Raw genomic sequence first — 24,404 nt, 5'->3', positions numbered from 1 at the left:
CTGGGGGGGGTTGCGGTCGCCGCCTTCCCCGGCGCTTCGGGGCGCCGCTCACCGGGGCTGCTGTGGTCCCTGTCGGCCCGCGGCGGGCGCCCCCCCCCCCCCCGCCCCGCACGCACGGGTGTTCCCCGCCCGGTGCGCTACTGCTGGGCCTGGACCGGCATCCGCAGCGTCCGGGCCCTCGCCCCGGCCCGGGTACGGCCGGAGGAGACCATCCGCTGGGGATGGCGGCGCAGGTACTCGCCCTCCAGGGCCGCCATCCGCGAGTTGTGGGCGTCGAGGGCCGCGCCGGAGCCGTAGAGCAGCGTCTCGTGGCGGGTCCGGTGGACCGACTCCAGTTCCTGCACCAGTTGTCGTTCGTCCAGGTCTGCGGGGTCGACCCCGCCGGGGTAGCGGCTCATGGGGCGCGCACCTTCCTTTCGCCTCCCGGTCACCTCGCCCGTTTGGTACCCCCGGTGCGGGGATTCATCCGCTTCTGTGGGCATTCAACAGGCATCGGATCCCTGGTCCGGGTAGACGATGGAGAGACCTGACCCCTGAGGAAAGGAGCCACCGTGCAACGAGGAAGCGACCGTCTGAGCGTCCACCGTGACGACGAGATGAAGCACGAACTGCGCGAGATGCTGCGCTCCGGGCACTCCACCCGGGTCGAGGAGTGGCACGACCCCGAACCCGCCGCCGACGACGACCCCGAGGTCGGCACGGGACCGGCGTGGGCGGGTGCCCCCGAGGGCGCGGCGGTGCGGTTCGAGCTCGCCAGGCACCTGACCCGGCAGCCGTTCCCCGCACGGCGCGGCGACCTGCTGCGTGCCCTGCGCGACCGGCACGCGCCGGACCCGCTGACCGACCTGGTGGACGGACTCCCCGGCGACAACCGCCGGTACGCCAACGTCCAGGAAGTCGTACGGACCCTGGGCATGCGCCCGGAGGCCTGACGGACCGCACGACCGCGGACCGCACGACCGCGACGCGGGCCGCGGGGCCGGACCACCGGCCCCGCGCGCCGCGCGGCCGCATCCGCCCGCACCGCCCGGGAATCGACCGATCATGGAGGGAGTCGTTGTGCGCCGGATCCTGAGCGCATGGGACAAGGAGCTGTTCCTGAACGTGGCGACCCGTTCGTGGCCGGCCGCCGAGCCGGTGCTGCCGCGGCTCAGCAGGGCCGCCAACCACGGGCTGCTGTGGTTCGGGGTCGCGGCCGGCATCGCGGCCGTCGGCGGTCGCAGCGGCCGGCGCGCCGCCCTGCGCGGGGCCGGCTCGCTGGCGGTCGCGTCGGCGGTGGTCAACACCATCGGCAAGGGCGCGGTGCGCCGCAACCGCCCCGTCCTCGACGCCGTGCCCGTCATACGCCGGCTGGCACGGCAGCCCGGCACGACGTCCTTCCCGTCCGGCCACGCCGCGTCGGCCGCCGCTTTCGCCGCGGGCGTCGCCCTGGAGTCGCCCCGCTGGGGGGCCGCGGTGCTGCCGGTCGCCTGGTCCGTGGCGTTCTCGCGGATCTACACCGGTGTGCACTACCCCAGCGACGTCGCCGCCGGGATGGCCCTCGGCGCGGGCGCGGCCCTCGCCGTACGCGGCCTCGTCCCGACCGGGCGGCAGCTCGCGGTGCCCCCGACCCCCCGGGCCGACGCACCGGCCCTGCCGGACGGCCGCGGACTGTACGCGGTGGTCAACGAGGTGTCCGGGCCGCCGCCGCTGCTCGGCTCACCGGCCGAACGGCTGCGCGGCGCACTGCCCGAGGCCGTCGTCGACGAGTGCTCGGAGGACGACGACCTCGCCGAGATGCTGGAGAAGGCGGCCCAGCGGGCCGCGGAGGCGGGCGGCGCGCTCGGCATCCACGGCGGGGACGGCAGCGTCAGCCTCGCCGCGTCGGTCGCGCTGCGGCACGGTGTGCCGTTGCTCGTCTCCCCGGGGGGTACGTACAACCACTTCGCGCTCGACCTGTCGATCGAGAGCATCGACGATGCCGCGCGGGCGGTCCGGGAGGGCACCGCCATCGCCGTCGACGTCGCACGGGTCACCCCGACCGGCGACGCCGCGGGCGAGGACGCCGGGTCCGCGGGGTCCACGGTCTTCCTCAACACCTTCAGCATCGGCGTCTATCCCGACCTGGTCCGCTACCGCGAACGCTGGTCGCGGCGCGTGGGCAGCTGGCCCGCCGGCGTGCTGGCCGCGCTGCACGTGCTGCGCACCTCCGACCCGATCGACCTCGAGATCAACGGGCGGCGGCACTCGGTGTGGATGCTCTTCGCCGGCAACGGCGCCTACCGCAGCCTGGGCCCGGCTCCGGTGCGCCGCCGTGCCCTGTCGGACGGGCAGCTCGACGTGCGCATCGTCCCCGGCAGCCCGTACGCCCGCACCCGTCTGCTCGCGGCCGCCCTCACCGGCTCCACCACGGCCCTGCTGCGGCGGATGCGGATCGGCGGCATCGAGCCCGGCACCCGCCTGGCCTTCGACGGCGAGGTGGCGCCCGCGCCGCGCGACCTGGTGATCGACAAGGCCAACGAGGCCCTGACCGTCTACCGGCCGCTCTGACCCGGACACACGAAGCGGGCCGCGCTCCCCAGAGGTGCGGCCCGCTCCGCACGTGCGGACGGGTGGGCCGCCGTCAGCCGGACAGGCCCGCCAGCGCCCGGACGCCCTCGCCCTTGATGGTGAGGGTGTCCGGCGACCCGGCGTCTATCGCGAGCGTGAGGTCGTCCGACGGCCAGCCGCTGCTCAGCGCCGCGAGGGGCAGGATGCGGTAGCCCCGCGCGTTCGGCAGGGCGTGGGCCAGGCGCACCTCGGAGGTGAAGACCGGGACCAGCTTCGTCCCGTCCTCCTGCTCGAAGACCGGCAGGCTGATCGTCTCCTGCTCCGCCCCGTCCTCGGCGGGCTCCTCCGGCGGCGCCGGCACCGGCAGCAGGATGTCGCTGGCCGCCAGGGTGCTGAGCGCGGCCGCGTTGTCACCACCGGTGGCGATCTCGTGCAGGGCTCGCTGCGCCGGGGGCTGCGCACCGTTCGGAGTGGTGAAGTCGGTCATGGCCGTTCCCTTTCCGTTGCTTGCGTACGGGGTGGCTCGGGGGCTGCGCGTACCCAGCGAGGGAACGGTCATGCGCGTTCGACGGGAGTCACTCGCACTCGGTGCCGCTCTTGCGGGGCGTACGTGGGCGAGTGGCGTGTCGTAGGGGCGCCGGATCCGGGGCGGCCCGCCGGTTGCCGTGCGGGAAAGCCCTGCCTCGCGTTCGTCATTCGAAGACGACGACCTGGCGCCCGACAACGTCGCCGCGGCCGAGGGCCTCGAGGTTGTCGTTGATGTCCTCGAGCCCGACCTTGGTGACGTTGTGCTTGACGAGGCCGGCTTCGGCGAGGGAGAGCACGTCGACCAGGTCCAGGTGGTTGCCCCAGAAGGAACCCATGTAGGTCAGCTCCGTCCCCACGAAGGGGAACTGCTTGTGCTCCACGTGGTGACTCATGAGGCCGACGGCCACCAGCACACCCTCGGGTCCCAGCAGGTCGAACCCCATCGAGATGGACGCGTTGCTGCCCACGCAGTCCAGGATGGCGTCGATCGTCCTGCGGCCGGTGAGCTGTTCCAGTTCGTCCTGGATGGCCTCGGTGGACTTGTCGCGCACGTTGATCCCGCAGTCGGCGCCGTTCTCCTTCGCCACGTCCAGCTTGCTGTCCTTACGGGCGAGCGCCACCACGGTCGCCCCGCCTCCGAGGAGCTTCGCGTACTGGACCGCGTAGCTGCCGAGGCCTCCGATGCCGGTGACGGCGACGGTACGGCCGGGGCCGAGCTTGCCGGTGTCCCGGAGCTTCCGCATCCCGCGGTACGGGGTCATGCCCGCGTCCGTCATCGGGGCGAGGAGCTCGGGCGCCCTCGCCGCGTCCTCCGATACGGGGATCGCATGGCGGCATTCCACGGTCATGTACTCGGCGAAGCCTCCGGGAGGACCGAAGCCCACCCACCTGCCGTCGCCGCTGCACAACTGTTCGTTGCCCTCCCGGCACTGACGGCAGGTGCCGTCGCCCCAGCTGGGGTTCACCACGACCATGTCACCCTCGGAGTAGCCGACCGTATTCGGTACGGCGCTGCCGAGGCCGGCCACCCGGCCGGTGACCTCGTGGCCGGGGATGTAGGGGAGGTCCACGGGGAACGGAACCTCGAAGTAGCCGTTGAGGAGCTGGTAGTCGCTGCGGCACATGCCCGTCGCGGCGACCTTCAGCAGGATCTCGTCCGGCGCCGGATCGGGAACGGGAACCTCTTCGATTCGCAGGGGCTCTTTGTATCCGTGCATGCGAGCTGCTTGCATCTGCATGGGGGTGCCTCGCTTCAGTCGGCGGACAGCACTGTGCGCCGGTGCAGAGCGAGGGGTTCGGATGCTGCACCGGCGGCGTGGCCGTCGCTTCGTCGGATATTTCCAGGGTCCTGCGCTTGCCGGTGCCGCGCATCCGGAGCCGCGGACGGGACTGCGCGATCCGCCGCCGTCCGGTCACCTTCCGTAAGTCGGCTGAATGCGCGTGCCACTTCGCGCCCTCCGGCCGGGACCCACGGCTGACCGGTGCGAGTGCGGCGCCGGACGGAGCGGCCGCGGGCCCCTCCACGGCAGCGGGCGTTGACGCCCTTCAACGGCGGCTGCCCCGGGGCGCGGCCTGAATTGCCGGTCGGAATGGCCGGTCATAGCGTGGAAGCATGGCCATCGCAACGATCAGCCCCGTGACCGGCGAGGTCCTCGAGCGGTTCGACGAACTCACTCCCGAGGAACTCGAGGACAAAATGGCCCGGGCGGCCGCCGCGGCCGCGTCGTACCGCCTGACGACCCCGGAGCAGCGGGCGGGATGGGTCGAACAGGCCGCCGCCCACCTGGAGAAGGAGACCGACGCCGTCGCCCGGCTGCTCACCACGGAGATGGGAAAGACGCTCCGCGCGGCCAGGGAGGAAGTGGTCAAGTGCGTGCGCGGGTTGCGCTTCTACGCCGCCGAGGCACCCGCGTTCCTGCGGGACCGGCCCGGTGACGGCCCCGGCGTCGGCGCGCGGCGGACGTACGTCACCTACCAGCCGCTCGGTGTCGTCCTCGCGGTGATGCCGTGGAACTTCCCGCTGTGGCAGGCCATGCGGTTCGCCGCCCCCGCGCTGATGGCGGGCAACGTGGGCCTGCTCAAGCACGCCTCCAACGTGCCGCAGACCGCGCTCTACATGGAGCAGTTGTTCCGTGACGCGGGCTTCCCCGACGACGTGTTCCAGACCCTGCTGATCTCCTCCGGACGGGTCGAGCAGGTGCTGCGGGACGAGCGCCTGGCGGCCGCGACGCTCACCGGCAGCGAACCCGCGGGACGGTCGGTGGCCGCCATCGCCGGGGACGAGATCAAGAAGGTGGTCCTCGAACTCGGCGGTTCCGACCCCTTCATCGTGATGCCGTCCACGGACCTGGAGCGGGCCACCGACGCCGCGGTCAGGGCGCGATGCCTCAACAACGGGCAGTCGTGCATCAACGGCAAGCGGTTCTTCGTCCACGAGGACATCGCCGAGGACTTCATCGGGATGTTCGTCGCGAAGATGGGCGCGCTGGTCGTGGGCGACCCGATGGACGACGGGACCGACGTGGGCCCGCTGGCCACCGAGTCCGGCCGCCGTGACGTGGAGGACTACGTGGCCGATGCCGTGAGCAAGGGGGCGACGGTGCTGGTGGGCGGGGAACGGCCGGACCGGCCCGGCTGGTTCTACCCTCCCACGGTGCTGACGGACGTCTCTCCCGACATGAACATGTTCCACGAGGAGGTCTTCGGCCCGGTCGCGCAGGTGTGGACGGTGTCCTCGCTGGAGGAGGCGCTCCGGATCGCCAACGGCCACCCGTACGGGCTGGGTTCCAACCTGTGGAGCGAGGACGAGACGGAGCGGGCGCTGTTCGTACGGGACGTGCAGTCGGGTATGGCCTTCATCAACGGCAACACGACCAGCTACCCGGAGATCCCCTTCGGCGGCGTGAAGCGCAGCGGGTACGGACGCGAGCTGTCGGACCTGGGCATGCGCGAGTTCATGAACGCCAAGACCGTCTGGATCGGCGAGAGCGCGGACGCCACGTCGTAGCCCGGAGCGAGGTACCGCCATGATCAAGCCCTATGGCCCGTACGACTTCATGCCGCCGATCCCGGGCTTCTCGCTGACCTCGCAGTCCCTGGCAGACGGCGGGCGGCTGGCGCGCGAGCACGTGAGCGGCATCCTGGGCGCGGGCGGATCGGACGTCTCACCGCAGCTGAGCTGGTCCGGCTTCCCCGAGGAGACCCGCAGCTTCACGGTCGCGATGTTCGACCCCGACGTGCCCACCGCCTCGGGCTTCTGGCACTGGGCCGTGGCCAACCTCCCCGCCTCCGTGACCGACCTGCCGGCCGGGGCCGGAGACGGCAGCGAGCTGCCGGGCGGAGCGGTGACGCTGCCCAATGACGCCGGCTACCGCAGGTACCTCGGTCCGGCAACGCCCCCGGGCAACGGCCCGGACCGCTACTTCCTCGTGGTGCACGCCGTCGACGTGGAGAAACTGGAGGTGTCCGGGACGACGGCCCCCGCCCTCATGGAGTTCCAGCTGTTCACGCACGCGATCGCCCGGGCGGCCATGTACGGCACCTTCGAGCGATGAGCAGGCCGGACGTCCGGCCCCGGCCGCCTCCCGTGCTCGCCGGGTGAGAGGCCCGGGCCGGGGCCCCTCATCAAAGCACCCCTCAAGGCCCCCACCTGACCGGAGGCACGCCGGCGGGCGCCAACCCCCCACCACCGGAGGTACGTCATGGCCCAGGTCATCGCCGGCCCCAGGATCACCGGAGTCCACCACCTCTCCTTCACCGTGTCCAACCTGGAGGACAGCCTTGACTGGTACCAGCGGCTGTTCAGCGCCGAACGCGTCGACCACAGGTTCAACCACCTCCACCGCGAGTCGACCGGGTACGGGGTCCTGCTGGTCACCCCCGATTCCGGCCTGGTGATCGGGTTGCACAAGAACACCGGCAACCAGCACGAGGGCTTCCTCGAATCCCGGACCGGGCTGGACCACATCTCATTCCAGGTCGGCTCCCGAGCCGACCTCGAGTCCTGGATGTCCTGGCTCGACGAGCTGGGCATCGCCCACACACCCATCCGGGACGAGACGGAACCCTTCGCCTACTCGACCGTGGTGTTCCGCGACCCCGACAACCTCCAACTCGAGTTCCTCGCCCTGGGCTGACGGCGTACCGCGGCAACCTGCCGTCCAGCGCCGACCCGGCAGGGCAGATGCCGAGTCGGCGGAGGGACGTGCAGCGCCGCGCGTCACCGCGCTCCACGCGCCGGCCGGCGCCGGCATCGGGTTCCCCCTCGTGGCGGTGCGTGGACCGGCCCACTGCGCGCGGTGCCGCGCACCGCGGGCCGGCGGTTCCTCAGGGCGCCGGGGCCATGCGGAAGTCGTACCCTGCGGGCAGGGGTTCGTCGGTCAGGGCGCGCCATGTGGTGTGCAGCGACTCCTCGCCCTCCCGCAGGTCGTCGACGGTGAAGCCCTCCTCGAAGACGGCCCGCGCGCCCGCGGTGTCCCCTGCGGCCAGCAGGACCTGGGCGTGCAGCAGCCTGAAGCGCCCGCGGGCGCGGGTCGTTGCGGGCAGGACGTCGAGGACGGCGGCGGCGTCGCCGGGACGGCGGGCGGCAAGAAGCGCCGGCACGGCCTCGCGGGCCAGGGCCGCCGCGGCGGTGGCCCAGGCCTCGCCCACGGGCACAGCGCGGAAGGCGTCGAGGTAGAGCTGCGCGGCGCGTTCGGGGTTGCCGCCGCTCTCGTCGGCGACGGCGAGGCAGCGCAGCGGGAGGCACGAATCCGACCCCGCGGCGGCCCGCTCCCAGCTGCGGACGGCCTGCGCGCGGTCGCCGGCGTGCCACTGGGCAAGGCCCAGGTGGTAGTCCAGGGCCCACGCGTTGCCGTCGTACGTGCCCGCGGTCTCCAGGAGCTCCCGCCACTCCGGGGAGACGAGCACGGGGCCGGGGACGGTGTCCTCGCCGAGTCTCGGGAAGACCCCGGCGAGCAGGAGTTCCAGCCACGGCTTCTGCCGCTCGCCCAGGGTGTCGGGCGCGAACGGCGTACCGGGCAGGTCGAACCGGCCGCGGGCGACCTCCAGCGCGCCCCATCCGGAGCCGGTGGCGAGGACGTCCTTGGGCTCGGTGTCGGCGGCGGGCAGCCACGCCTCGTGGGCGGCGCGCAGGTGCTCGCGCGGCAGGACCGCCTCAAGGCGTTCCGCCACGGCGCTCGGATCCGCGCCCGGGGCGGCCTCCAGCGGGCCGTACGCCTCCAGCCAGCTCACGGCGGCGCCGGCGGTCAGGGGGAGGTGTTCGAGCTGGGTGGGGGCGAGTCCGGCCTGGATCTCCAGGTAGCCGGGGCCGTCGCCCTCGTCCCCGGCGAGCCAGCGCTGCCAGCGGCGGCCGCCCGGGCCCTGCCCCCAGACGAAGAGCTTGCGGCCGCGGAGGGCGTCGGTGGAGGTCTGCACGAGGCCGCGGCCGTCCGCGTCGAGGGCGGCGATCCAGGGGCGGGTGCCGTCGGGCAGGTCGTAGAACCAGTCGGCGGGGTGCTCGGAGGCGGTGGGCGCCTCGGGGACGGGCACCCGCTGGAGGCTGCCGGAGGCGCCGAAGTGCCAGGCGTGGGTGGCGGGTGCGACGACACGGGTGCCAGGTGTCTGGGGTACGGCGGTGTTGGACCACCAGTAGAGGGGAACGGTCCGGTGGTGAGGATTGCGGACGCGTACCCCCGCGTAGAGGAAGTCGGAGCCCTCGGGGAGCCACAGGTCGATCTGGAAGGGCAGGTCGCGCAGCCGCTCCCACTCCCAGAGGCGGAGCATCTCGCCGCCGTCGGGGGCGGGGACGCGCGCGGCGTGGAGCGGGGCGCAGCTGAGCGTGGTGTGCCCGGTGGCGCCCGGATTCCACTCGACGCCGCCGGAGAACCAGGCGCCGGCGAGACCGAAGTCGGCGTACTGCAGTACGGGGTCGGTGTGCAGCAGTTCGCGGCCCGTGGGCTTGTGGTGCAGCGCGTACAGGCGGCCGCCGAGACCGGGCAGGACGGTGGCGCGCAGCCGGTCGTTCTCCAGGACGACCGCGTCCAGAGCGGTGGGAACGCGCTCACGGGTGTAGCCGTCGAGGCGCGCTACCGGGAGCAGGGTGCGCAGTTGCCCGTAGGCGACGCGCCGGGCCATGCCGGGCGGCAGCGCGGCGCTCTCGGCCGGGTCGAGGACATGCGGGTCCCCCGGCGGGCGGAGCGCCGGCAGGGGGTTCTCCGGGCCGAGCGGGCTGGCCGGGAGGGTGAGGGTGGTGCGTCGCACGGTGGTGGCCAAGAGGTCCCTCTCTCTGTCACCGGTGGTCGGGTGAGGACATGGAACCCCGTATCGGCCCGCGCCGTCAGGGGTTTGGAGCTCACGGAGCGGGCCGCGTGCGGACTTCAATATATGGTGAACGTCATTTTGGCCTTCTTTTGCCGTCGGACGGGTCCGGGAGGGTTTGCCGATCATGCTGTCCACGCTGTGGAGCCCGCCGAACGGCACGCCGTCGCGCGCGCCCCGCATCCCGCGCCCCGCGCCCGTCGAACGCGCGCACAGTACGCGGCTGGCGGCGCTGGCCGCCCGCCCCGAGCGCGAGGCGGAGTTCTGGCGGGCCGTGGAGGCCGAGGGGACACCCCTGGTGGAGCGCCTGGACGGCGACCCCGGGCACGCCGCGGTCACCTTCCTGTGGCGCGGCACCACCGGGACGCGCGCCGTACTGGCCCTGCCCAACCAGGTGCTCGACCCTGACGACCTGGCCGGCAACCTGATGTCGCGCGTGCCGGGCACGGACGTGTGGCACTGGACGATAAGGATGCGCGCCGACTGGCGTGCCACGTACGTGCTGTGCGTGGACGAGGGCGAAGGCGGCGCCGCGGCGCCCTCGGGACCCAAGGGGCAGGCGTACCTGCGCGGGCTGCGCCGCCACCCGCGGCGCGATCCGCTCAACCGGACGGTCTTCCCCACCCGTTGGGGCACCGAACCGCTCTCGGTGGTCGCCCTCCCCGCGGCCCCGGCGCCGCTCGGCGCGCGGCGGGACGGGCCGGGGCAGCCGGTGGGCGAGGTCTCCGTCCACACCATGCGCAGCGCGCACCTGCGCAACTGGCGCCGCGTGTGGGCCTACGCGCCGTCCGGCTACGAGGACCTCGCCGGGCTGCCGGTGGTGGTGCTGCTCGACGGGGACGTGTGGCAGCAGCACCTCGACGTCTCGGCGCTGCTCGACGGACTCGTGGCCGCCGGCGCGCTGCCGCCGCTGGTCGCGCTGATGCCGGACGCGCTGGACAGCGACACCCGGCGCCGCGAACTCACCTGTGACGACCGCTTCGTGGCCTTCCTGACCCGTGAACTCCTGCCCTGGGCGGCCCGCCGGTGGCCGGTCAGCGGCGACCCCGCACGTACGGTCGTCGCCGGCCAGGGCCTCGGCGGACTGGCCGCGGCGTACGCGGCGTTGCGGCGGCCCGAACGCTTCGGGAACGTGCTCGCGCAGTCCGGCGCCTTCTGGTGGCCGTCCGGGCACCGCGCGGAGGCGCTGCCCGAGGAGTGGCTCACCGGGCGCGTGGCGTCGCTGGCCCGAAGGCCGGTCCGCTTCCACCTGTCGGCGGGCCTGCAGGAGTGGGGCCTGACGGCCGCGGTCCGCCGGCTCCGGGACGCCCTGCTGGCCCAGGGCTACGAGGTGGCCCACCACGAGTACAACGGCGGCCACGACTACCTCTGCTGGCGTGAGGAGCTCGCCCACGGCCTCGCCTCGTTGCTCCGCGGCCCCTTCCCCGGCACCCTCCCCGGCCCCCGCGTGTCGGCCCCGGCGGACACGGAACCGGTCTGACGCGGACCGGTCTGACGCGGACCGGTCTGACGCGGGACCGGTCTGACGCGGCGCAGGCGGCGCGACGACGACGCGATCGCGAGGACGCCTCCGGGAGGACGGCCAAGGGGGTGTCCTGGGGCGAAATGGGCTTGCCCGGCGGGGGCGGGGCGTCCAGACTGCCCGGGTGCTGATTCGACGTGAGACCCCGGACGACGTCCCGGCCGTACAAGCGCTGACCGGGGAGGCGTTCGCCTCGGCGGAGCGTTCCGTTCCCGTCGAGGTCACGCTGCTGGCCGAACTGCGGAAGAGCGACGCGTGGCTGCCGGAGCTGTCCCTGGTCGCCGTCGACGCCGACGGCAAGCGCGTCCTCGGCCACGTCGTCTGCACGCGGGCGCACGCCGGGGGCACGCCCGTGCTCGGCCTGGGCCCGCTGAGCGTCGCGCCGGAGCAGCAGCGCAAGGGCGTCGGACTGGCACTGGTCCACACCGTGCTGGGCGCCGCGGACGCCCTCGGGGAGCCGCTGGTGGCGCTGCTGGGCAGCCCGGACTACTACGGCCGGTACGGCTTCCGGGCCAGTACGGACTACCGGATCACCCCGCCCGACCCCGCCTGGGGACCGTACTTCCAGGTGCGTCCGCTGTCCGCCTACAGCCCGTCGGTGAGCGGGGCGTTCCGCTACGCGGAGCCCTTCGACCGGGTCTGAGCGCACCGCGGCAGCCACGCGGGCACGGCCCGGCGGTACGCCTCGTACTCCTCGCCGTGGGCCGCGCGAAGCGTCGGCTCCTCGTACCAGCGGACGAACGCGGCGACCGTCAGCCACACGGCGGCGGCGTAGAGGAGCAGGACGGGCCGCAGGAGCAGCAGCCCCTGGCCCGCGACGAGCGCCACGACGGCGAGGTACATGGGGTTGCGGACCCGGGCGTACGCCCCGCCGGTGACGAGGCGTTCGGTGGGGGCGACGGGTGCGGGCGTGCCGCGCCCCTCGCGCACGAAGCGGGCGAAGCCGTGCAGGAGCACCGCCGCCCCGGCGAGGGCGAGGAGGCCGCCGGCCGCCCGTACCGCCCAGGGGCCGTCGCCGGACGCGTACCGGGTGAGCCACCAGGGGACGAGCCCCGCCACGACGCCGGGCACGGCGAGGAGGAAGACCGCGCTGCCGAGCGCGGCCGTGGACCGTCTCATGCCTTCATGGTGCCCGCCGGCGGCCGTCCCGGATCCGTCTTGGCGGCGCGGATGTGCCCGTAGACGTGGGCGCGCAGTTCCGCGAAACGGGGGTCGGAGCGGGTGATGATCTGGTCGCGGTCGTGGGGGAGGTCGACGTGCAGGTCCTCCTGGACGACGGTGGGCGCGCCGGAGAGGACGACGACCCGGCGGGCGAGGTAGACGGCCTCGTCGATGTCGTGGGTGACGAGCATCGTGGTGATGCCCAGACGGTGCCAGAGGCCGAGCAGGAGGTCCTCGAGGTCGGCGCGGGTCTGGGCGTCCACGGCGGCGAACGGCTCGTCCATGAGCAGCACCTGGGGCTCGTAGGCGACGGCCCGGGCGATGGCGACGCGCTGCTGCATGCCGCCGGAGAGCTGCCAGGGGTGGGCGGAGCCCGCGTCGGCCAGGCCGACGGCGGCGAGTGCCTGCTGGACGAGAGCGGTGCGGCGCGGGCCCGGCACCCGCTTCTCGCGGAGCGGGAGTTCGACGTTCTGACTGACCGTCAGCCACGGGAAGAGGCTGCGGCCGTACTCCTGGAAGACCACCGCCATGCCGGGCGGCGGGCCGTCGACGGCGCGTCCGGCGAGCCGGACCTGTCCCGCGGTGGGCGCGAGGAGTCCGGCGACGCACTTGAGCAGGGTGGTCTTGCCGCAGCCCGACGGGCCCACGACGCAGACGAGTTCGCCGCGCTCCACGGTGAGGTCGATGCCGCGCAGCGCCTCGACGACGCGGCCGCGGCCCTCGTACACCTTGCGCAGTCCGGTGATCTCAAGCATGTGTCTCCCGTTGGTGCCAGTGCAGGACCCGGCGCTCGAGGGCGCGGAAGGCGAGCGAGAGCAGGAAGCCGACCAGGCCGAGCAGCACGATGCCGCTCCACATCTCCGGGATCTGGAACTGCCGCTGGAACAGCACGACGGCGTGGCCGATGCCCGAGTTGCCGAACATCTCCGCGATGACCATGAGGATGATGGCGATGGACAGCGACTGCCGCAGTCCCGCCATGATCTGCGGGCTCGCGGCGGGCAGGACGAGGCGCCGCAGCCGTGCGGGGCCGCGCAGGCCGTAGACCCGCGCGGTGTCGGAGAGCACCTCGTCCACGGCGCGGACGCCCTCGATGGTGTTGAGCAGCACGGGCCAGATCGCGCCCGAGACGATGACCAGGACCTTCATGACGGTGTCGAGCCCGGCGACGAGCATGATCAGCGGCACGAGCACGGGCGGCGGGATCGCACGGAAGAACTCCAGGGCGGGTTCGGTTGCGGCGCGCAGCCGGCCCGAGAGGCCGACGGCGGTGCCGAGGGCGACGCCAAGCAGCGCGGCGAGCGCGTACCCGGCGAGGAGCCGGGCGAGGCTGGGCAGGACGTCGTCGCCGAGGCGGGCGGTGAGCCAGACGTCGCCGAAGACGGCGGCGATCCGCTGCGGCGAGGGCACGTAGAAGCTCGGCCGCCACACGCTCCACGCCCACCAGCCGAGGACGAGGAGGGCGGGCAGCCCCAGCACCCGCAGGGTGCCGAGCAGGAGGCGCGCGGGGCGGCTCATGCGGCGGCCTCCCCGCGGACGGAGGGGTGCCAGGCCAGCAGCCTGCGCTCCAGGCGGCGTACGGCGAGGTTGACGACGACCCCGATGATCCCGGCCAGGGTGATCAGGGCGTACACGGTGGCCACGGCGCCGCCGGACTGGGCGAGCTGGATCCGCAGCCCGAGTCCGGGGCTGCCGATGACCAGTTCGGCCGTGACGGCGAGGATGAAGGCGACGGAGGCGGCGAGCCGCAGGCCCGTCATGACGTACGGGAGCGCGGTGGGCCAGACGAGCCGGCGCAGCGTCGTCCAGTGGCCGAGGCGGTAGGAACGGGCGGTCTCGCGGGCGACGGGGTCGACGTCGGCGACGCCGTACAGCACTTGGATGAGCACCTGCCAGAAGGCGGCGTAGACGACCAGCAGGAGGGTGGAGCCGATGTCGGCGCCGAAGAGGAGGGTGGCGAGCGGGATGAGCGCCACGGAGGGGATGGGGCGGAGGAACTCGACGGTGGACGCGGTGGCGGCACGGGCGCCCGGCACGGCGTCGATGAGGGTGCCGAGCGCGACCGCGAGGACGAACGCGATGGCCAGGCCCAGGGCCCAGGCGCTCATGGTGTCGCCGAGCGCCGACCAGAGTTGACGGGTGATCAGCTCGTGGCCGAGGGTGCGCAGGATCTCGCTCGCCGGGGGCAGGTAGTCCGGGGAGACCCAGCCGAGCCGCGGTACGGCCTCGGCGATGCCGAACAGCACCGCGAGGCCGGCCGCTCCGTACGCGGCGTCGCGTCCCCTCATGGGAGGAGGGCCGCCAGATCGGCGTCCTTGGTGAGCGTGCCGTCCCGGCGGGCGTCGTCGGCGACGGTCTGCACGGACTCCCGGTTGATCTCCGTCGGCCACTTGGGGAGCTTGATCTTCGCGATCGCCTCGGCGGGGATCGAGGTGTACGACTTGAGGATCTCGCGCACGGCGTCGGGGTGGGCGTCGGCGTAGGCGAGGGCCTCGTTCATGGCGGCGGTGAAGTCCTTCACCAGTTCCGGGTCCTTCTGGACCGTCTGCTGCGTGGTGAAGTACATGGCCACGGTGAGGTCCGGCGCGGCGTCGGCGTAGGGCCAGGCGACGGCGCGGGCCCCCTGGCCGGTGGCCTGGGTGACGAAGGGTTCGACCTCCCAGACCGCGTCGACCCGCCCCTTGGACAGGGCGGCCGGCATGTCGGGGAAGGGCATCTCGACGAACTCCACCTTGGAGGCGTCGCCGCCGTCCTTGCGCACCGCGGCGCGGACGGTCGTGTCGCCGATGTTCTTCAGCTGGTTGACCGCGACGGTCCTGCCCGCGAGGTCCTTGGCGGACTTGACCGGACTGCCGGCCGGGACGAGGACGGCGCTGTAGTCGGTGTCCCGCTCGCCGGTGGAGGCGACGCCGTTGGCGACGACCTTCAGCGGCAGGCCCTGCTGCCGGGCCGTGAGCAGGGAGGTGGTGTTGGCGAAGCCGAAGGCGAACTGGCCGCCCATCACGCCGGTGATGCTGGCGGCGCCGCCTTGCACCGAGGTGATCTTCGCGTCGATGCCGTGCTTCTTGAAGAAGCCCTGGCTCTGGGCGAGGTACACCGGAGCGGTGTCGACGATGGCGATGGCGCCGACCGTGACGCTCCGCGTACCTCCGCCGGAACCGGTGGAGCCGCCCTTGCCGGCGGGGTCGTCGGAGTCGCCGCAAGCGGTGAGTCCGGCGGCGAGGAGCGCTGCCGCTGACAGGAGCAGGGGAAAGGTGCGACGCATGGGCACTCCCTGATCTGATCAGTTCCGTTCGCACAGTGAACTGTCGTTCATTGGGTGGCGCGCCAAGTGACGGTAGGGGCGCCGCGCGGCCGCGTCAACGGATCGCACAACGGCGCATCGATGTCAGTTGTGTCGCGGACGGGAGAGCAGGGACACAGGGGGCGCGAGAGGTGGAATCATGCGGAGAAAATCATGAATTGAGGGTATTTGCCCCTGGTGGTCGGCTTCCGCCGTGAGTACATTGGATTGTGGCCTACGGGGCGAGCGAGGGAGTCCGGTAGCACCGGTTGCGGAGCGGGAAGCAGCGGCTTCCACCGGAACCGGGTCCAACGGCCGGGCTGAGAGGCTCGAAGGTCCGGGAAGAGGTTTTGAGACCGGAGAGCGACCCCTAGCACCTGATCCGGACCATGCCGGCGAAGGGAGTCCCACCTCGTAGGTCGTCGAACTGCACCCGATGAGCCCGCGCCAGTGAGCGCGGGCTCGCTTGTGCGCGCCGAATCGTGTCGCGCGCGCTCCCGCCGGTCACTTGGCCGCCCCGTCCGGTCACTGGGACGATCGCCTCACGCGGACGAGGCCGACGAGGTGGGGGACATGGACGACCGGATGCTGGTGGGCGCGGTCAACGCACTGACCGCCCGTTGGGCGCGCGAGACGCTGGGCGGCGGCGCCGGGGCGACGGTCTTCTCCGCCGCGGGAGTCTGGCCGCTGCTGGCCCTGCTCGCCGCGGGCGCCGTCGGCCCCGCCCGGACCGAGCTCGAGCAGGCCGTCGGCACGGACGCCACGACCGCTGCCGGCGCCGCGGGGCGGCTGCTCGCGGGGCTGGACGGCATGGACGGCGTCGACACCGCCGTGGGCCTGTGGACCCGCACGTCCCTGCCGCTCTCACCCGGCTGGCTCTCGCTGCTCCCGGCCGGCGCCCACGGGCACTTCGGCGGCGACCCCGAGACCGACCGCAAGACCCTGGACACCTGGGCCTCGGACCGCACGCACGGCATGATCCCGAGGATGCCGGTGGCCGTCGACCGGACCACGCTCCTGGTCCTCGCGAACGCGCTGGCCCTGCGCACCGACTGGGCCGAGCCCTTCCGGGACCACCACACCGGGACGCTCTTCCGCAGTTCGCCCCACCTGGACATGGCCGGGGTCGCCGCCACCCCCTTCGGCCCGCTGACCATGGCGAAGGTGAACGGCACCAACGGGATCGAGGTCCACCTGCTGCGCGGCCCCGACCACGTCGCCCCTGGTGAGGTGGTAGCCGCCGCTGTGGCCGCCCTCGGCGGGACGTACCAGGTGCTGCCCGGCAACCTGCTGCCGTACGGGCGGCCGGGACCGGGGGTCGTGGTCGAGGACGTCACCGGCTTCGACCCGGCGCCCGCGCTCGACCTGACCACGGTGCCGTTCACCGTCGGCGCCGAGCACGACCTCCTCGACCGCGCCGAGCTCTTCGGGCTCGCCACGGCTCGGGACAGCGGCGCCGGTCACTTCCCCGGCATCAGCACGCAGCCCCTGGCCGTCGGCGCGGCGAAGCAGGCGGCCACGGCGACCTTCAGCGCGAAGGGCTTCCGGGCCGCCGCCGTCACGGCCGTCTCGCTGATCGCCGGCAGCGCTCCCGGGCAGCCCCGGCAGACCAGGCACGTGCGCGTGGAGTTCCTGCGCCCGTTCGGCTTCCTCGCCGTCCACCGGCTCTTCCCCGCGGTCCTGGTGGCGGGGTGGGTGACGCCCTGACCTCACCTGGCGGCGGTCACAGGGCGCTCCCCGCCCGCCAGTCCGCCCAGCTCGCGTTCCAGGCGCCGTAGCCGTTGTTGATCTGGACGGTGTCGGTGGAGTGGACGACGGTCACCGGGTCGCCCGGCGACACGTGGTCGTAGAACCACTTGGCGTCCGCCGTGCTCAGCCCTATGCAGCCGTGACTGCCGTTGACGCGACCGAACTTGCCCTCGTTCCAGGGCGCGGCGTGTGCGAAGGTGCCCGACGTGGTGAGCCGGACGTCCCACTTCACGTCCTTCAGGTTGTACGCCTCGGGGCCGAAGATGCGCACGGTGCGGGAGTTCATGTCGATGCTGGGCGTCTTCTCCAGGACGACCATGGTGCCGTTCCACGTCTCGAAGCCGGGCTTGCCGGTGGAGACGGGGAGGGTGCGCAGGACCTCGCCGCCCCGGCGCAGGGTGAGGGTCTTGCGGGCGGTGTCGACCGTGGTCACGACCGACTCCCCTATCCGGAAACGCACGACCCGGTTCTGCGTGCCGTAGAGACCGCCGCCCGCGTCGACGCCGTCCAGGTCCATGCGGAGCGTGACCCGGGTGCCGGGCTTCCAGTAGGAACGCGGACGGAAGTCGATGCGGTCACGGCCGCTCCAGTCCTTCATCCAGCTCCAGGCGCCGTCCACGGCCGGACTCGCGGTGACGCCCAGCTTGCGCTCGACGGCCGCCCGGTCGCGTATCGGCTTGTTGAAGACGATCGACACGGGCATGCCCACGCCGACCGTGGTGCCCTTGTCCGGGTGGTACTCCCCCACGAAGGTGCGCTTCGGCTCGGCGGTGGTGAAGGTGGTGTGCTCCGTCAGCCGCTTGCCGTCGGAGGCGGTGGCGCGGACGAGGACGTCGTAGGTCACCCCGGGCGCCAGCCGGCCCGCCGAGGTCCAGCTCTCCTTGGAGGACGCGAGCGTGCCGCGCAACGGCCCGGGGCCGGGGGCCGTGACGCGTACGGAGTCGATCCGCGCGGCGGTGGTCCGAACGGTCACCTTGCGGTCGACGGGCACGGCGCGCCCGCCTGAGGCGGGGGCGACGGCGATCGCGGGCCGTGGCTCCGCCGCGTGCGGCCCGCCGCCACCGGAGCCGCTGCACGCGGACAGCGTCGCGGCGACGGCCAGGGCGAGCGTCGCTGCACGGGCGCGCGGGGTCGTCCTGCGCTTCCTGGTCCGGTCGTTGGTCATGTGACGGCTCTCCTCCCCTGTCGAGTCGTACTTCTGCTCCTGCCCGGACCCGCGGGGTCCACCACATACCGGCAACGTCAACTCTGCGCGCTGGACGACTCCGTGGCGTCACCGTTCCGTACCAGGCGTGTACGCACGGAACCCGGGAGCGGCCCGGCCTCGTGTTCCGCGGCAGCACAGCAGCCGGAGGACCCGGAGGGACGTCATGGAACGCAGGAACACGGGGCGGGCCGCGATCGCGGTGGCACTGGCGGCGACGGCGGCGGTACTGCTGACGGGGTGCCGGGGGGACGCCGGCGTCGCCGGCGGCGCGCCCTCGCCGAGCGCGCCCTCGCCGAGCGCTCCGTCGACGGCCGCACCGTCGCGGACCGCGGGGGACGCGGTCCCGGCCTCCAGCACGACGCCGGTGCCCGGGGGTTCGGGGTCGTCCGCGGGTTCGGGGTCGTCCGCGGGCACAGCGGGCCACTGCGGCGCGGCGGACCTGGAGGCGACCGCGGCGCACCAGGCCGCCGTGCGTCCCCAGGGCACGGGCACGGGGGCCGCTGTGGTCGGGTTCACCAACACCTCGGGCGCGCCCTGCGTCGTCGAGGGCTTCCCGACGGTGGCCGGGGCGGCCAACGGCTCGCCGGAGATGAACGTGCCGCTGACGGTGCAGCACACCGGCGCTGCCGCGCCGGTCACGTTGGCGCCGGGCGGCCGCGCCTGGGTAAAACTGACGTTCCATCAGGTCCAGGGCGAGGGTGACGGCTACTGCGTCTCCAAGGAGGCGCCTGTGCAGTACCCGACGATGGTGCTGGGCCTGCCCGGCGGGGCCGGCCGGCACCAGGTCGCCCTGGACGACGGGGTGTTCGCCGAGTGCGACGGCGTCGTCGCCGTCACCGCGCTCTCGGCGGCCGAACCGTCCTGAGGACGTGGGACGGGCCTGCGCCCGGGTACAGCGCCCCGGGCCGGCCTGCGGCGATCCGCGCTACCCTGCCCCGCCGCGCGGCGGGGCAGACCGTGCTCCGAGATCAGCCGGCCATCACGGCCGCCTCCACCGTGAGGGTGCCCGCGTCCGCGTCCAGCACGGCCGGGGCACCGAGCGGCACGGTCAGGCTGGTCTCGCAGTGGCCGAAGCCCAGTTCCTCGACGACCGGGACACCGAGTCCGCCCAGCCGGTCGAGGAGCACCGCCCGCACCTCCTCGTAGGGGCCGCACTCCCGCCAGGAGCCGAGGGCGATGCCCGCCACGCCGTCCAGCCAGCCGGCCCGCAGCAACTGGGTCAGCATCCGGTCGATCCGGTACGGCTCCTCGCCGATGTCCTCCAGCAGGAGGATCCCGCCGGGCACCCCGGGCCGCCCGTCCGGTGTGCCGAGGCCGGAGGCGAGCAGGGCCAGGCAGCCGCCGACGGTGACACCGCGGGCCGCGCCGGGGACGAGGGCCCGCGCGGTCGGCGCGCCGAGGACGCGCGTGCGCCCGGGCTCGAAGAGGGTGTCCCGCAGTTGTGCGCGCGTGGGCTCGTCCTTGAGGAAGCCGTGCGCCGCGATCATGGTGCCGTGCAGGGTCGCCAGGCCCAGCCGGACCGCGAAGGCCTCGTGCAGCGCGGTGATGTCACTGAAGCCGAGGAGGGTCTTGGGCCCGGCCGCCCGCAGCGCCTCCCAGTCCAGGAGGTCGGTCATGCGCTGGGCTCCGTAGCCGCCGCGCGCGCAGAGCACGGCGGCCACCGACGGGTCGCACCACGCCTCCTGAAAGTCGCTTGCGCGCGCCTCGTCCTGCCCGGCCAGGTAGTCGAAGGTCGGGTGCCGGTCCAGGACGTGCGGCGCCACCACCGGGTCGAGGTCCCAGCCGCGGAGGATGTCGAGCCCGGCGTCCAGCCGTTCCCGGGGCACGGGACCGCTGGGTGCGACGACGGCGACCCGGTCCCCGGGAAGGAGGGGGCGGGGGCGGATGAGCGGGACGAGGGGTGTCACTTGGTGAGCTCCAGAGGTGGTACGGCGGGCGGTGTGAAGCCGAAGACCTGTCCGTAGAGGGCGAGTTCGGCCTCCAGGCAGGTGATCATCGTGTCCTCGCGGCGGAAGCCGTGACCCTCGCCCTCGAAGGTGAGATAGGCGTGGGGGACGCCGCGGCCCTTGATCTGCGCCAGGAACCGCTCGCACTGCACGGGCCGGCAGATCACGTCCTCCAGCCCCTGCAGCAGCAGGAAGGGCACGGTGAGCCGGTCGGCCCGGGTGACCGGCGAGCGGTCCCGGTAGCGCTCGGGGACCTCGGAGTAGGGCCCGATGAGCGAGTCGAGGTAGCGGGACTCGAAGTCATGGGTCTCTCCGCCCGCGGCCCAGCCGGTGAGGTCGAGGAGCGGGTACTTGATCACGCCGCAGGCGTAGACGTCGGTGCCGGTGAGGGAGGCCGCGCTCGTCCAGCCGCCGGCGCTGCCGCCGCGGATCGCGAGCCGCTGTCCGTCGGCGGTGCCCTCCTCCGCCAGCGCCTTCGCGACGGCGGCGCAGTCCTCGACGTCGACGACGCCCCACTGCTCGCGCAGCCGCTCACGGTAGGCGCGCCCATAACCGGTGGAGCCGCCGTGGTTGACCTCGGCGACGCCGATCCCCCGTGAGGTGAAGTAGGCGATCTCCAGGTCGAGCACGAGCGGTGCCCGGCTGGTGGGTCCGCCGTGCACCCAGACGACGTAGGGCGGCAGCTCTCCCTCGGGCGCGGCGAAGTAGGGGTTCGCCGGCGGGTAGAGCTGGGCGTGGATCTCCCGTCCGCCGGGCCCGGTGAAGGTGCGCTCCACGGGATCGGGCAGGAACTCGGGGGGCACGGTGTCCTGGTGGGCGGCACCGATGACCCGGGTGCGGCCGGTGCAGGTGTCCAGCTCCAGGACCTCGAACGAACTGCGGGCCGAGGCGGCCACGGCGACCACTCTGGTGCCCTGCGTGGACAGCGCGGCGGTCCACTCGCTCCACGACCCCGGCACGTCGGCCAGCTCGCCTGTAGCCGGGTCGAGTATCCCCAGCCGCTGGGCGCCCTTGCCGTGCAGCACCGCCAGCGTCCCGGAGTCGAGCGGGGCGAACCAGCGCGCCCCCATCTGCCAGCCGGGCCCGGCGAACTCCTCCGCCGCCGACCGCAGGTTGACCGCCTCTCCGGTGGCCGGGTCGACACGGTGCAGGTTCCACCAGCCGTCACGGTCGGTGGCGGCGATCAGGGTGCCGTCGGGTGTCCACTCCGCCTGCGCGACGGACTCGGCGGGGCCGCCGAGGATCGTCCGGGCGGTGCCGAACGTACCGTCCGGGCCGACGGCGGCGTGCTGGAGCTCCGTGCCGTCCCACGGCATCCGGGGGTGGTCCCAGGCGATCCACACGGCCTGCCGGCCGTCCGGGGAGAGCCGCGGCGAGGTCACGAAGTCGTGCGAGTCGTCGGAGAGTTCACGTACGGCGGCGCGGTCCCCCGCGGCCGAGCCGTCGAGCGGGACGGCGGCGAGGACCCGCCGTACGTCACTCGGGCCCTCCCCGGTGAACTCCTCCAGCACGCACCACACCTCACCGCGGTCCGGATGGATCTGCGGATCGGCCCAGCGCAGCCCGTCGCCGACCGGGGAGAGCGGGGTCAGCGGCCGCGGCACGGCGCCGGGCGCGTCGGGTTCGTACGCGTAGAGCCGCTGGTCCGGGAAGTGGGAGAAGACGATCAACGGTCCCTCCCCTGGGCGGGCCGTGCCCGTCCAGGCCCGGCCGCCGTACTCGATGACGCGGGTGCGGGCGTTCCACGGCGCGGGCAGCGCGCTGCCGACCGTACCGTCCGCGCGGCGGCGGACGAGGGCACGGCGGCCACCCTCCGCAGGCCGGGGTTCGGTCCACCACACCTCGTCGCCGACGAACGCGGGGAACTCGGGGCGTCCGTCGTGGGAGGCGGCGGTGCGGGCGTCGACCGGCGACTCCCAGGCACCGTAGGGGGCGATGATCGGGGCGCGCGTCATCGGGCAACTCCGTCGGTCGTGTCCTGTCGGCCCAGCATGAACCGGTCGAGTACGCGGACGCCGAAGTGCAGTCCCTCCACCGGGACCCGCTCGTCGACGCCGTGGTACATCCCCGCGTAGTCGTAGCCCTCGGGCAGCATCAGCGGAGAGAAGCCGTACCCCTTGATGCCGAGCCGCGAGAACTGCTTGGCATCGGTGCCGCCGCCCATCACATAGGGCACGACGTGTGCGTCCGGGTCGAAGTGGATCAAGGCTTCCCGCATCGCGGCGTAGACCGGCGCGTCGAGGGGGGCCTCCAGCGGGATCTCGCGGTGATGGAACTCCCACTCCACGTCCGGGCCGGTGAGTTCGTCCATGGTGGCCGCGAACTCCTCGTCGCCGCCGGGCAGGACCCGGCCGTCGACGTAGGCGACCGCGGTGCCCGGGATGACGTTGACCTTGTAGCCGGCCTCGAGCACGGTCGGGTTGGCGCTGTTGCGGATCACCGGCTCCACCAGGGCGGCCGCGCTGCCAAGCTTGGTGAGCAGGGTGTCGACGTCGTCGAAGTCGGGCTCGACCTCGTGCAGTGCGGCCAGTTCGGTCAGCGCCGCCCGCACCGTGGGGACGATCCGCACCGGCCAGCGGTGCTCGCCGATGCGGGAGACGGCCGCGGCGAGCCGGGTGACGGCGTTGGTGCGGTTGACCTTGGAGCCGTGCCCCGCCCTGCCGTGCGCCGTGAGCTTCAGCCAGGCGGTGCCCCGCTCCCCGGCCGCCACCGGGTACATCCGCAGCCCGGGCCCGGCGTGGAAGGTGAAGCCACCGGACTCGCTGATGCCCTCGGTGCAGTCGCGGAACAGCTCCGCGTGCTGCTCGACGAGGTAGGTCGCCCCGTAGGTGGCGCTGTCCTCCTCGTCCGCGGTCAGCGCGAGCACGATGTCCCGCTCGGGGCACAGGCCCCTGCGGGCCCAGGAGCGCACGGTGGCGAGCACCATCGCCACGGTGCCCTTCATGTCGACCGCGCCGCGGCCCCAGACCACCCCGTCCCGGACCTCGCCGGAGAACGGGTGCACGCTCCAGTCCTCGGCCTGGGCGGGCACGACGTCCAGGTGACCGTGGACCAGCAGCGCGCCCTGTCCGTTCCCCGCGCGTGACGCGCCCTCGATCCGCGCCACGACGTTGGCCCGGCCCGGCGCGGACTCCAGGACGCGCGCCTCGATCCCGGCCTCGTCGAGCAGTCGCGCGGCGTACTCCGCCGCGGGACGCTCGTTGCCGTCCCCGCCGCCGCGGTTGGTGGTGTCGATCCGGATCAGCTCCGAGGTGAAGCGGACCGCCTCGTCCAGTGCCCGGGTGTCAGCCATACTGCTCCTCCACAGCTGCCGAGACGAGGGTGGTCACGGCTTTGTAGCAGCGGATCCCCTCGTACATGGTCGGTGAGGTGTAGGCGACGCGGCGCTCGCCCGTGCGCTCCACACCGGGGACGATCGCGGCGGCCCCCGCCAGGTGCGCCGCGTCGAACTCGACCTCGATCGTGAACGGCCCGCCCCGCACGGGTTCATGGCGCACCGCGAGCGACGTCGCGTCCTTCGCGGCGGCGCGGATGTCCGCCGCCGTGCGGGCCGGCGGCCGGCACACGGCCGCGTAGCGCGACACGTAGTCCTTGACGGCGACCGTACGCGCCGCCGGCGCGTACTCGCGGGCGTCCAGGCCGGTCCGGTCGTCCCCCGTGACCAGCACGACGGGGACCCCGTACTCGGCGGCCACCAGCGCGTTCAGCCGGCCCTCGCTCGCCGGCGGACTGCCGTTGACCCACACGCCGGTGATCGAGTTGGGGAGGTAGGTGTGGGCGAGCACCCCTTCCGTCCCCGCGCCCGTGTGGAAGCCGACGAAGGCGATGCCGTCCACGTCGCCGTGCTGCACGCCCTCCACCATCGAGAGGTCCTTGTGCCGTCCGGTGACCATCTCCGCCCGCTCGTCCAACTGCTCCAGCAGCAGGTTCCGCATCGACCAGTGGGCCTCGTTGACCAGGACCTCGTCGGCGCCGCCGTCGAAGAAACCGGCGATCGCGGCGTTCACGTCGGAGGTGAACAGATGCCGGAACCGCTGCCAGCCCTCCGTGCCGGGCAGGACGTCACCGGGCCAGGTCACCCCGGTGGCGCCCTCCATGTCCGCGCTGATCAGGATCTTCATGGCATGGAACGTTACGCAAAGTCACCGCCCCGCACCAGGCCCCCGCCCCGCCTGTGGAAAA

General features: G+C 73.4%; 23 protein-coding genes and 1 pseudogene. 9 read left to right on the top strand and 15 right to left on the bottom strand.

Annotation, left to right across the window (positions count from 1 at the left end; genetic code table 11):
- Positions 1-137: 137 nt before the first annotated feature.
- Positions 138-398 (bottom strand): DUF6158 family protein, encoded by a 261-nt coding sequence (locus ACFW3D_RS31740; RefSeq protein WP_089222756.1) that lies wholly within the window; start codon positions 396-398, stop codon positions 138-140.
- Between the two features lie 153 nt (positions 399-551).
- Between ACFW3D_RS31740 and ACFW3D_RS31735 the strand changes: the two genes are divergently transcribed.
- Entirely contained in the window at positions 552-932 is a 381-nt protein-coding gene (locus ACFW3D_RS31735; protein ID WP_500510030.1) for a DUF2795 domain-containing protein, read from the top strand.
- 112 nt (positions 933-1,044) lie between these two features.
- Complete coding sequence (locus ACFW3D_RS31730; RefSeq protein ID WP_500510027.1) at positions 1,045-2,529, top strand: bifunctional phosphatase PAP2/diacylglycerol kinase family protein; 1,485 nt, start codon at positions 1,045-1,047, stop codon at positions 2,527-2,529.
- A 73-nt stretch (positions 2,530-2,602) separates the two neighbouring features.
- Here ACFW3D_RS31730 and ACFW3D_RS31725 read toward each other — a convergent pair whose 3' ends face one another.
- Positions 2,603-3,016 (bottom strand): SseB family protein, encoded by a 414-nt coding sequence (locus ACFW3D_RS31725; RefSeq protein WP_500510025.1) that lies wholly within the window; start codon positions 3,014-3,016, stop codon positions 2,603-2,605.
- Positions 3,017-3,221: 205 nt separating this feature from the next.
- Positions 3,222-4,274, bottom strand: a complete 1,053-nt coding sequence (locus tag ACFW3D_RS31720; protein ID WP_500510023.1) for an NAD(P)-dependent alcohol dehydrogenase — start codon at positions 4,272-4,274, stop codon at positions 3,222-3,224.
- Between the two features lie 395 nt (positions 4,275-4,669).
- Here ACFW3D_RS31720 and ACFW3D_RS31715 point away from each other — a divergent pair, with 395 nt between their 5' ends.
- The 3 genes from ACFW3D_RS31715 to ACFW3D_RS31705 all read left to right on the top strand — a co-directional run bounded on the left by ACFW3D_RS31715 (position 4,670) and on the right by ACFW3D_RS31705 (position 7,193).
- On the top strand, positions 4,670-6,064 hold the full coding sequence (locus tag ACFW3D_RS31715; protein WP_500510020.1) for an NADP-dependent succinic semialdehyde dehydrogenase: 1,395 nt from the start codon (positions 4,670-4,672) through the stop codon (positions 6,062-6,064).
- Positions 6,065-6,083: 19 nt separating this feature from the next.
- Positions 6,084-6,611 (top strand): YbhB/YbcL family Raf kinase inhibitor-like protein, encoded by a 528-nt coding sequence (locus ACFW3D_RS31710; RefSeq protein WP_500510017.1) that lies wholly within the window; start codon positions 6,084-6,086, stop codon positions 6,609-6,611.
- 147 nt (positions 6,612-6,758) lie between these two features.
- Positions 6,759-7,193 (top strand): VOC family protein, encoded by a 435-nt coding sequence (locus ACFW3D_RS31705; protein ID WP_500510015.1) that lies wholly within the window; start codon positions 6,759-6,761, stop codon positions 7,191-7,193.
- 190 nt (positions 7,194-7,383) lie between these two features.
- Here the strand turns inward: ACFW3D_RS31705 and ACFW3D_RS31700 are convergent, their stop codons facing one another.
- Complete coding sequence (locus tag ACFW3D_RS31700; protein ID WP_500510013.1) at positions 7,384-9,309, bottom strand: DUF5107 domain-containing protein; 1,926 nt, start codon at positions 9,307-9,309, stop codon at positions 7,384-7,386.
- Positions 9,310-9,481: 172 nt separating this feature from the next.
- Here ACFW3D_RS31700 and fes point away from each other — a divergent pair, with 172 nt between their 5' ends.
- On the top strand, positions 9,482-10,834 hold the full coding sequence (gene fes / locus ACFW3D_RS31695) for an enterochelin esterase (RefSeq protein ID WP_500510011.1): 1,353 nt from the start codon (positions 9,482-9,484) through the stop codon (positions 10,832-10,834).
- A gap of 166 nt (positions 10,835-11,000) precedes the next feature.
- Positions 11,001-11,519 carry a GNAT family N-acetyltransferase gene (locus ACFW3D_RS31690; protein ID WP_500510009.1) on the top strand — a complete coding sequence of 173 codons (519 nt, stop codon included), beginning with the start codon at positions 11,001-11,003 and terminating at the stop codon, positions 11,517-11,519.
- On the opposite strand, the gene ACFW3D_RS31685 is transcribed toward ACFW3D_RS31690, so the two are convergent.
- From ACFW3D_RS31685 to ACFW3D_RS31665, 5 genes are read right to left on the bottom strand one after another with little or no spacing between them, the layout of a single operon-like run.
- Positions 11,492-11,995, bottom strand: coding sequence for a methyltransferase family protein (locus ACFW3D_RS31685; RefSeq protein WP_500510007.1), 504 nt, complete (start codon positions 11,993-11,995; stop codon positions 11,492-11,494). The genes ACFW3D_RS31690 and ACFW3D_RS31685 overlap by 28 nt on opposite strands.
- Positions 11,992-12,792 (bottom strand): ABC transporter ATP-binding protein, encoded by an 801-nt coding sequence (locus ACFW3D_RS31680; RefSeq protein WP_500510005.1) that lies wholly within the window; start codon positions 12,790-12,792, stop codon positions 11,992-11,994. The genes ACFW3D_RS31685 and ACFW3D_RS31680 overlap by 4 nt, the downstream gene beginning before the upstream one ends.
- A complete protein-coding gene (locus ACFW3D_RS31675; RefSeq protein WP_500510003.1) occupies positions 12,785-13,555 on the bottom strand; it encodes an ABC transporter permease in 771 nt (256 codons plus the stop codon). Before ACFW3D_RS31675 ends, ACFW3D_RS31680 begins: the two co-directional genes overlap by 8 nt.
- Positions 13,552-14,325 (bottom strand): ABC transporter permease, encoded by a 774-nt coding sequence (locus ACFW3D_RS31670; RefSeq protein WP_500510001.1) that lies wholly within the window; start codon positions 14,323-14,325, stop codon positions 13,552-13,554. The genes ACFW3D_RS31675 and ACFW3D_RS31670 overlap by 4 nt, the downstream gene beginning before the upstream one ends.
- Positions 14,322-15,302, bottom strand: a complete 981-nt coding sequence (locus ACFW3D_RS31665) for an ABC transporter substrate-binding protein (RefSeq protein WP_500509998.1) — start codon at positions 15,300-15,302, stop codon at positions 14,322-14,324. Before ACFW3D_RS31665 ends, ACFW3D_RS31670 begins: the two co-directional genes overlap by 4 nt.
- Before the next feature lie 591 nt (positions 15,303-15,893).
- Here ACFW3D_RS31665 and ACFW3D_RS31660 point away from each other — a divergent pair.
- Positions 15,894-16,394, top strand: a pseudogene (locus ACFW3D_RS31660) (serpin family protein); the annotation flags it as partial.
- A 386-nt stretch (positions 16,395-16,780) separates the two neighbouring features.
- Here ACFW3D_RS31660 and ACFW3D_RS31655 read toward each other — a convergent pair.
- Both ACFW3D_RS31655 and ACFW3D_RS31650 read right to left on the bottom strand, forming a co-directional pair.
- On the bottom strand, positions 16,781-16,933 hold the full coding sequence (locus tag ACFW3D_RS31655; RefSeq protein WP_500510037.1) for a hypothetical protein: 153 nt from the start codon (positions 16,931-16,933) through the stop codon (positions 16,781-16,783).
- A gap of 110 nt (positions 16,934-17,043) precedes the next feature.
- The gene (locus ACFW3D_RS31650) at positions 17,044-18,234 is read right to left on the bottom strand and encodes a L,D-transpeptidase (protein ID WP_500509996.1); all 1,191 of its coding nucleotides are present in this window, start codon (positions 18,232-18,234) and stop codon (positions 17,044-17,046) included.
- Positions 18,235-18,439: 205 nt separating this feature from the next.
- Between ACFW3D_RS31650 and ACFW3D_RS31645 the strand changes: the two genes are divergently transcribed.
- Positions 18,440-19,141 carry a DUF4232 domain-containing protein gene (locus ACFW3D_RS31645; protein WP_500509994.1) on the top strand — a complete coding sequence of 234 codons (702 nt, stop codon included), beginning with the start codon at positions 18,440-18,442 and terminating at the stop codon, positions 19,139-19,141.
- 103 nt (positions 19,142-19,244) lie between these two features.
- Here the strand turns inward: ACFW3D_RS31645 and ACFW3D_RS31640 are convergent, their stop codons facing one another.
- The 4 genes from ACFW3D_RS31640 to ACFW3D_RS31625 are packed head-to-tail and all read right to left on the bottom strand — an operon-like array spanning position 19,245 to position 24,343.
- A complete protein-coding gene (locus ACFW3D_RS31640) occupies positions 19,245-20,183 on the bottom strand; it encodes a S66 peptidase family protein (protein ID WP_500509991.1) in 939 nt (312 codons plus the stop codon).
- The gene (locus tag ACFW3D_RS31635) at positions 20,180-22,177 is read right to left on the bottom strand and encodes a S9 family peptidase (RefSeq protein WP_500509989.1); all 1,998 of its coding nucleotides are present in this window, start codon (positions 22,175-22,177) and stop codon (positions 20,180-20,182) included. The genes ACFW3D_RS31640 and ACFW3D_RS31635 overlap by 4 nt, the downstream gene beginning before the upstream one ends.
- Entirely contained in the window at positions 22,174-23,514 is a 1,341-nt protein-coding gene (locus ACFW3D_RS31630; protein ID WP_500509986.1) for a M20/M25/M40 family metallo-hydrolase, read from the bottom strand. The genes ACFW3D_RS31635 and ACFW3D_RS31630 overlap by 4 nt, the downstream gene beginning before the upstream one ends.
- Positions 23,507-24,343: a M55 family metallopeptidase gene (locus ACFW3D_RS31625; protein WP_500509983.1), complete on the bottom strand. Its 837-nt coding sequence runs from the start codon at positions 24,341-24,343 to the stop codon at positions 23,507-23,509. The genes ACFW3D_RS31630 and ACFW3D_RS31625 overlap by 8 nt, the downstream gene beginning before the upstream one ends.
- Positions 24,344-24,404 lie beyond the last annotated feature (61 nt).

Source organism: Streptomyces sp. NPDC058864 (assembly GCF_042742985.1).
GTDB lineage: Bacteria > Actinomycetota > Actinomycetes > Streptomycetales > Streptomycetaceae > Actinacidiphila.
This window is presented reverse-complemented; position numbering and strand designations above follow the sequence as displayed.

Excerpts from the sequence above, each read along its gene's own strand:
- ACFW3D_RS31740 (WP_089222756.1), bottom strand. The coding sequence starts at position 398 with ATGAGCCGCTACCCCGGCGGGGTCGACCCCGCAGACCTGGACGAACGA.
- ACFW3D_RS31730 (WP_500510027.1), top strand. The coding sequence starts at position 1,045 with ATGGAGGGAGTCGTTGTGCGCCGGATCCTGAGCGCATGGGACAAGGAG.
- ACFW3D_RS31725 (WP_500510025.1), bottom strand. The coding sequence starts at position 3,016 with ATGACCGACTTCACCACTCCGAACGGTGCGCAGCCCCCGGCGCAGCGA.
- ACFW3D_RS31720 (WP_500510023.1), bottom strand. The coding sequence starts at position 4,274 with ATGCACGGATACAAAGAGCCCCTGCGAATCGAAGAGGTTCCCGTTCCC.
- ACFW3D_RS31715 (WP_500510020.1), top strand. The coding sequence starts at position 4,670 with ATGGCCATCGCAACGATCAGCCCCGTGACCGGCGAGGTCCTCGAGCGG.
- ACFW3D_RS31710 (WP_500510017.1), top strand. The coding sequence starts at position 6,084 with ATGATCAAGCCCTATGGCCCGTACGACTTCATGCCGCCGATCCCGGGC.
- ACFW3D_RS31705 (WP_500510015.1), top strand. The coding sequence starts at position 6,759 with ATGGCCCAGGTCATCGCCGGCCCCAGGATCACCGGAGTCCACCACCTC.
- fes (WP_500510011.1), top strand. The coding sequence starts at position 9,482 with ATGCTGTCCACGCTGTGGAGCCCGCCGAACGGCACGCCGTCGCGCGCG.
- ACFW3D_RS31685 (WP_500510007.1), bottom strand. The coding sequence starts at position 11,995 with ATGAGACGGTCCACGGCCGCGCTCGGCAGCGCGGTCTTCCTCCTCGCC.
- ACFW3D_RS31680 (WP_500510005.1), bottom strand. The coding sequence starts at position 12,792 with ATGCTTGAGATCACCGGACTGCGCAAGGTGTACGAGGGCCGCGGCCGC.
- ACFW3D_RS31675 (WP_500510003.1), bottom strand. The coding sequence starts at position 13,555 with ATGAGCCGCCCCGCGCGCCTCCTGCTCGGCACCCTGCGGGTGCTGGGG.
- ACFW3D_RS31670 (WP_500510001.1), bottom strand. The coding sequence starts at position 14,325 with ATGAGGGGACGCGACGCCGCGTACGGAGCGGCCGGCCTCGCGGTGCTG.
- ACFW3D_RS31665 (WP_500509998.1), bottom strand. The coding sequence starts at position 15,302 with ATGCGTCGCACCTTTCCCCTGCTCCTGTCAGCGGCAGCGCTCCTCGCC.
- ACFW3D_RS31650 (WP_500509996.1), bottom strand. The coding sequence starts at position 18,234 with ATGACCAACGACCGGACCAGGAAGCGCAGGACGACCCCGCGCGCCCGT.
- ACFW3D_RS31645 (WP_500509994.1), top strand. The coding sequence starts at position 18,440 with ATGGAACGCAGGAACACGGGGCGGGCCGCGATCGCGGTGGCACTGGCG.
- ACFW3D_RS31635 (WP_500509989.1), bottom strand. The coding sequence starts at position 22,177 with ATGACGCGCGCCCCGATCATCGCCCCCTACGGTGCCTGGGAGTCGCCG.
- ACFW3D_RS31630 (WP_500509986.1), bottom strand. The coding sequence starts at position 23,514 with ATGGCTGACACCCGGGCACTGGACGAGGCGGTCCGCTTCACCTCGGAG.
- ACFW3D_RS31625 (WP_500509983.1), bottom strand. The coding sequence starts at position 24,343 with ATGAAGATCCTGATCAGCGCGGACATGGAGGGCGCCACCGGGGTGACC.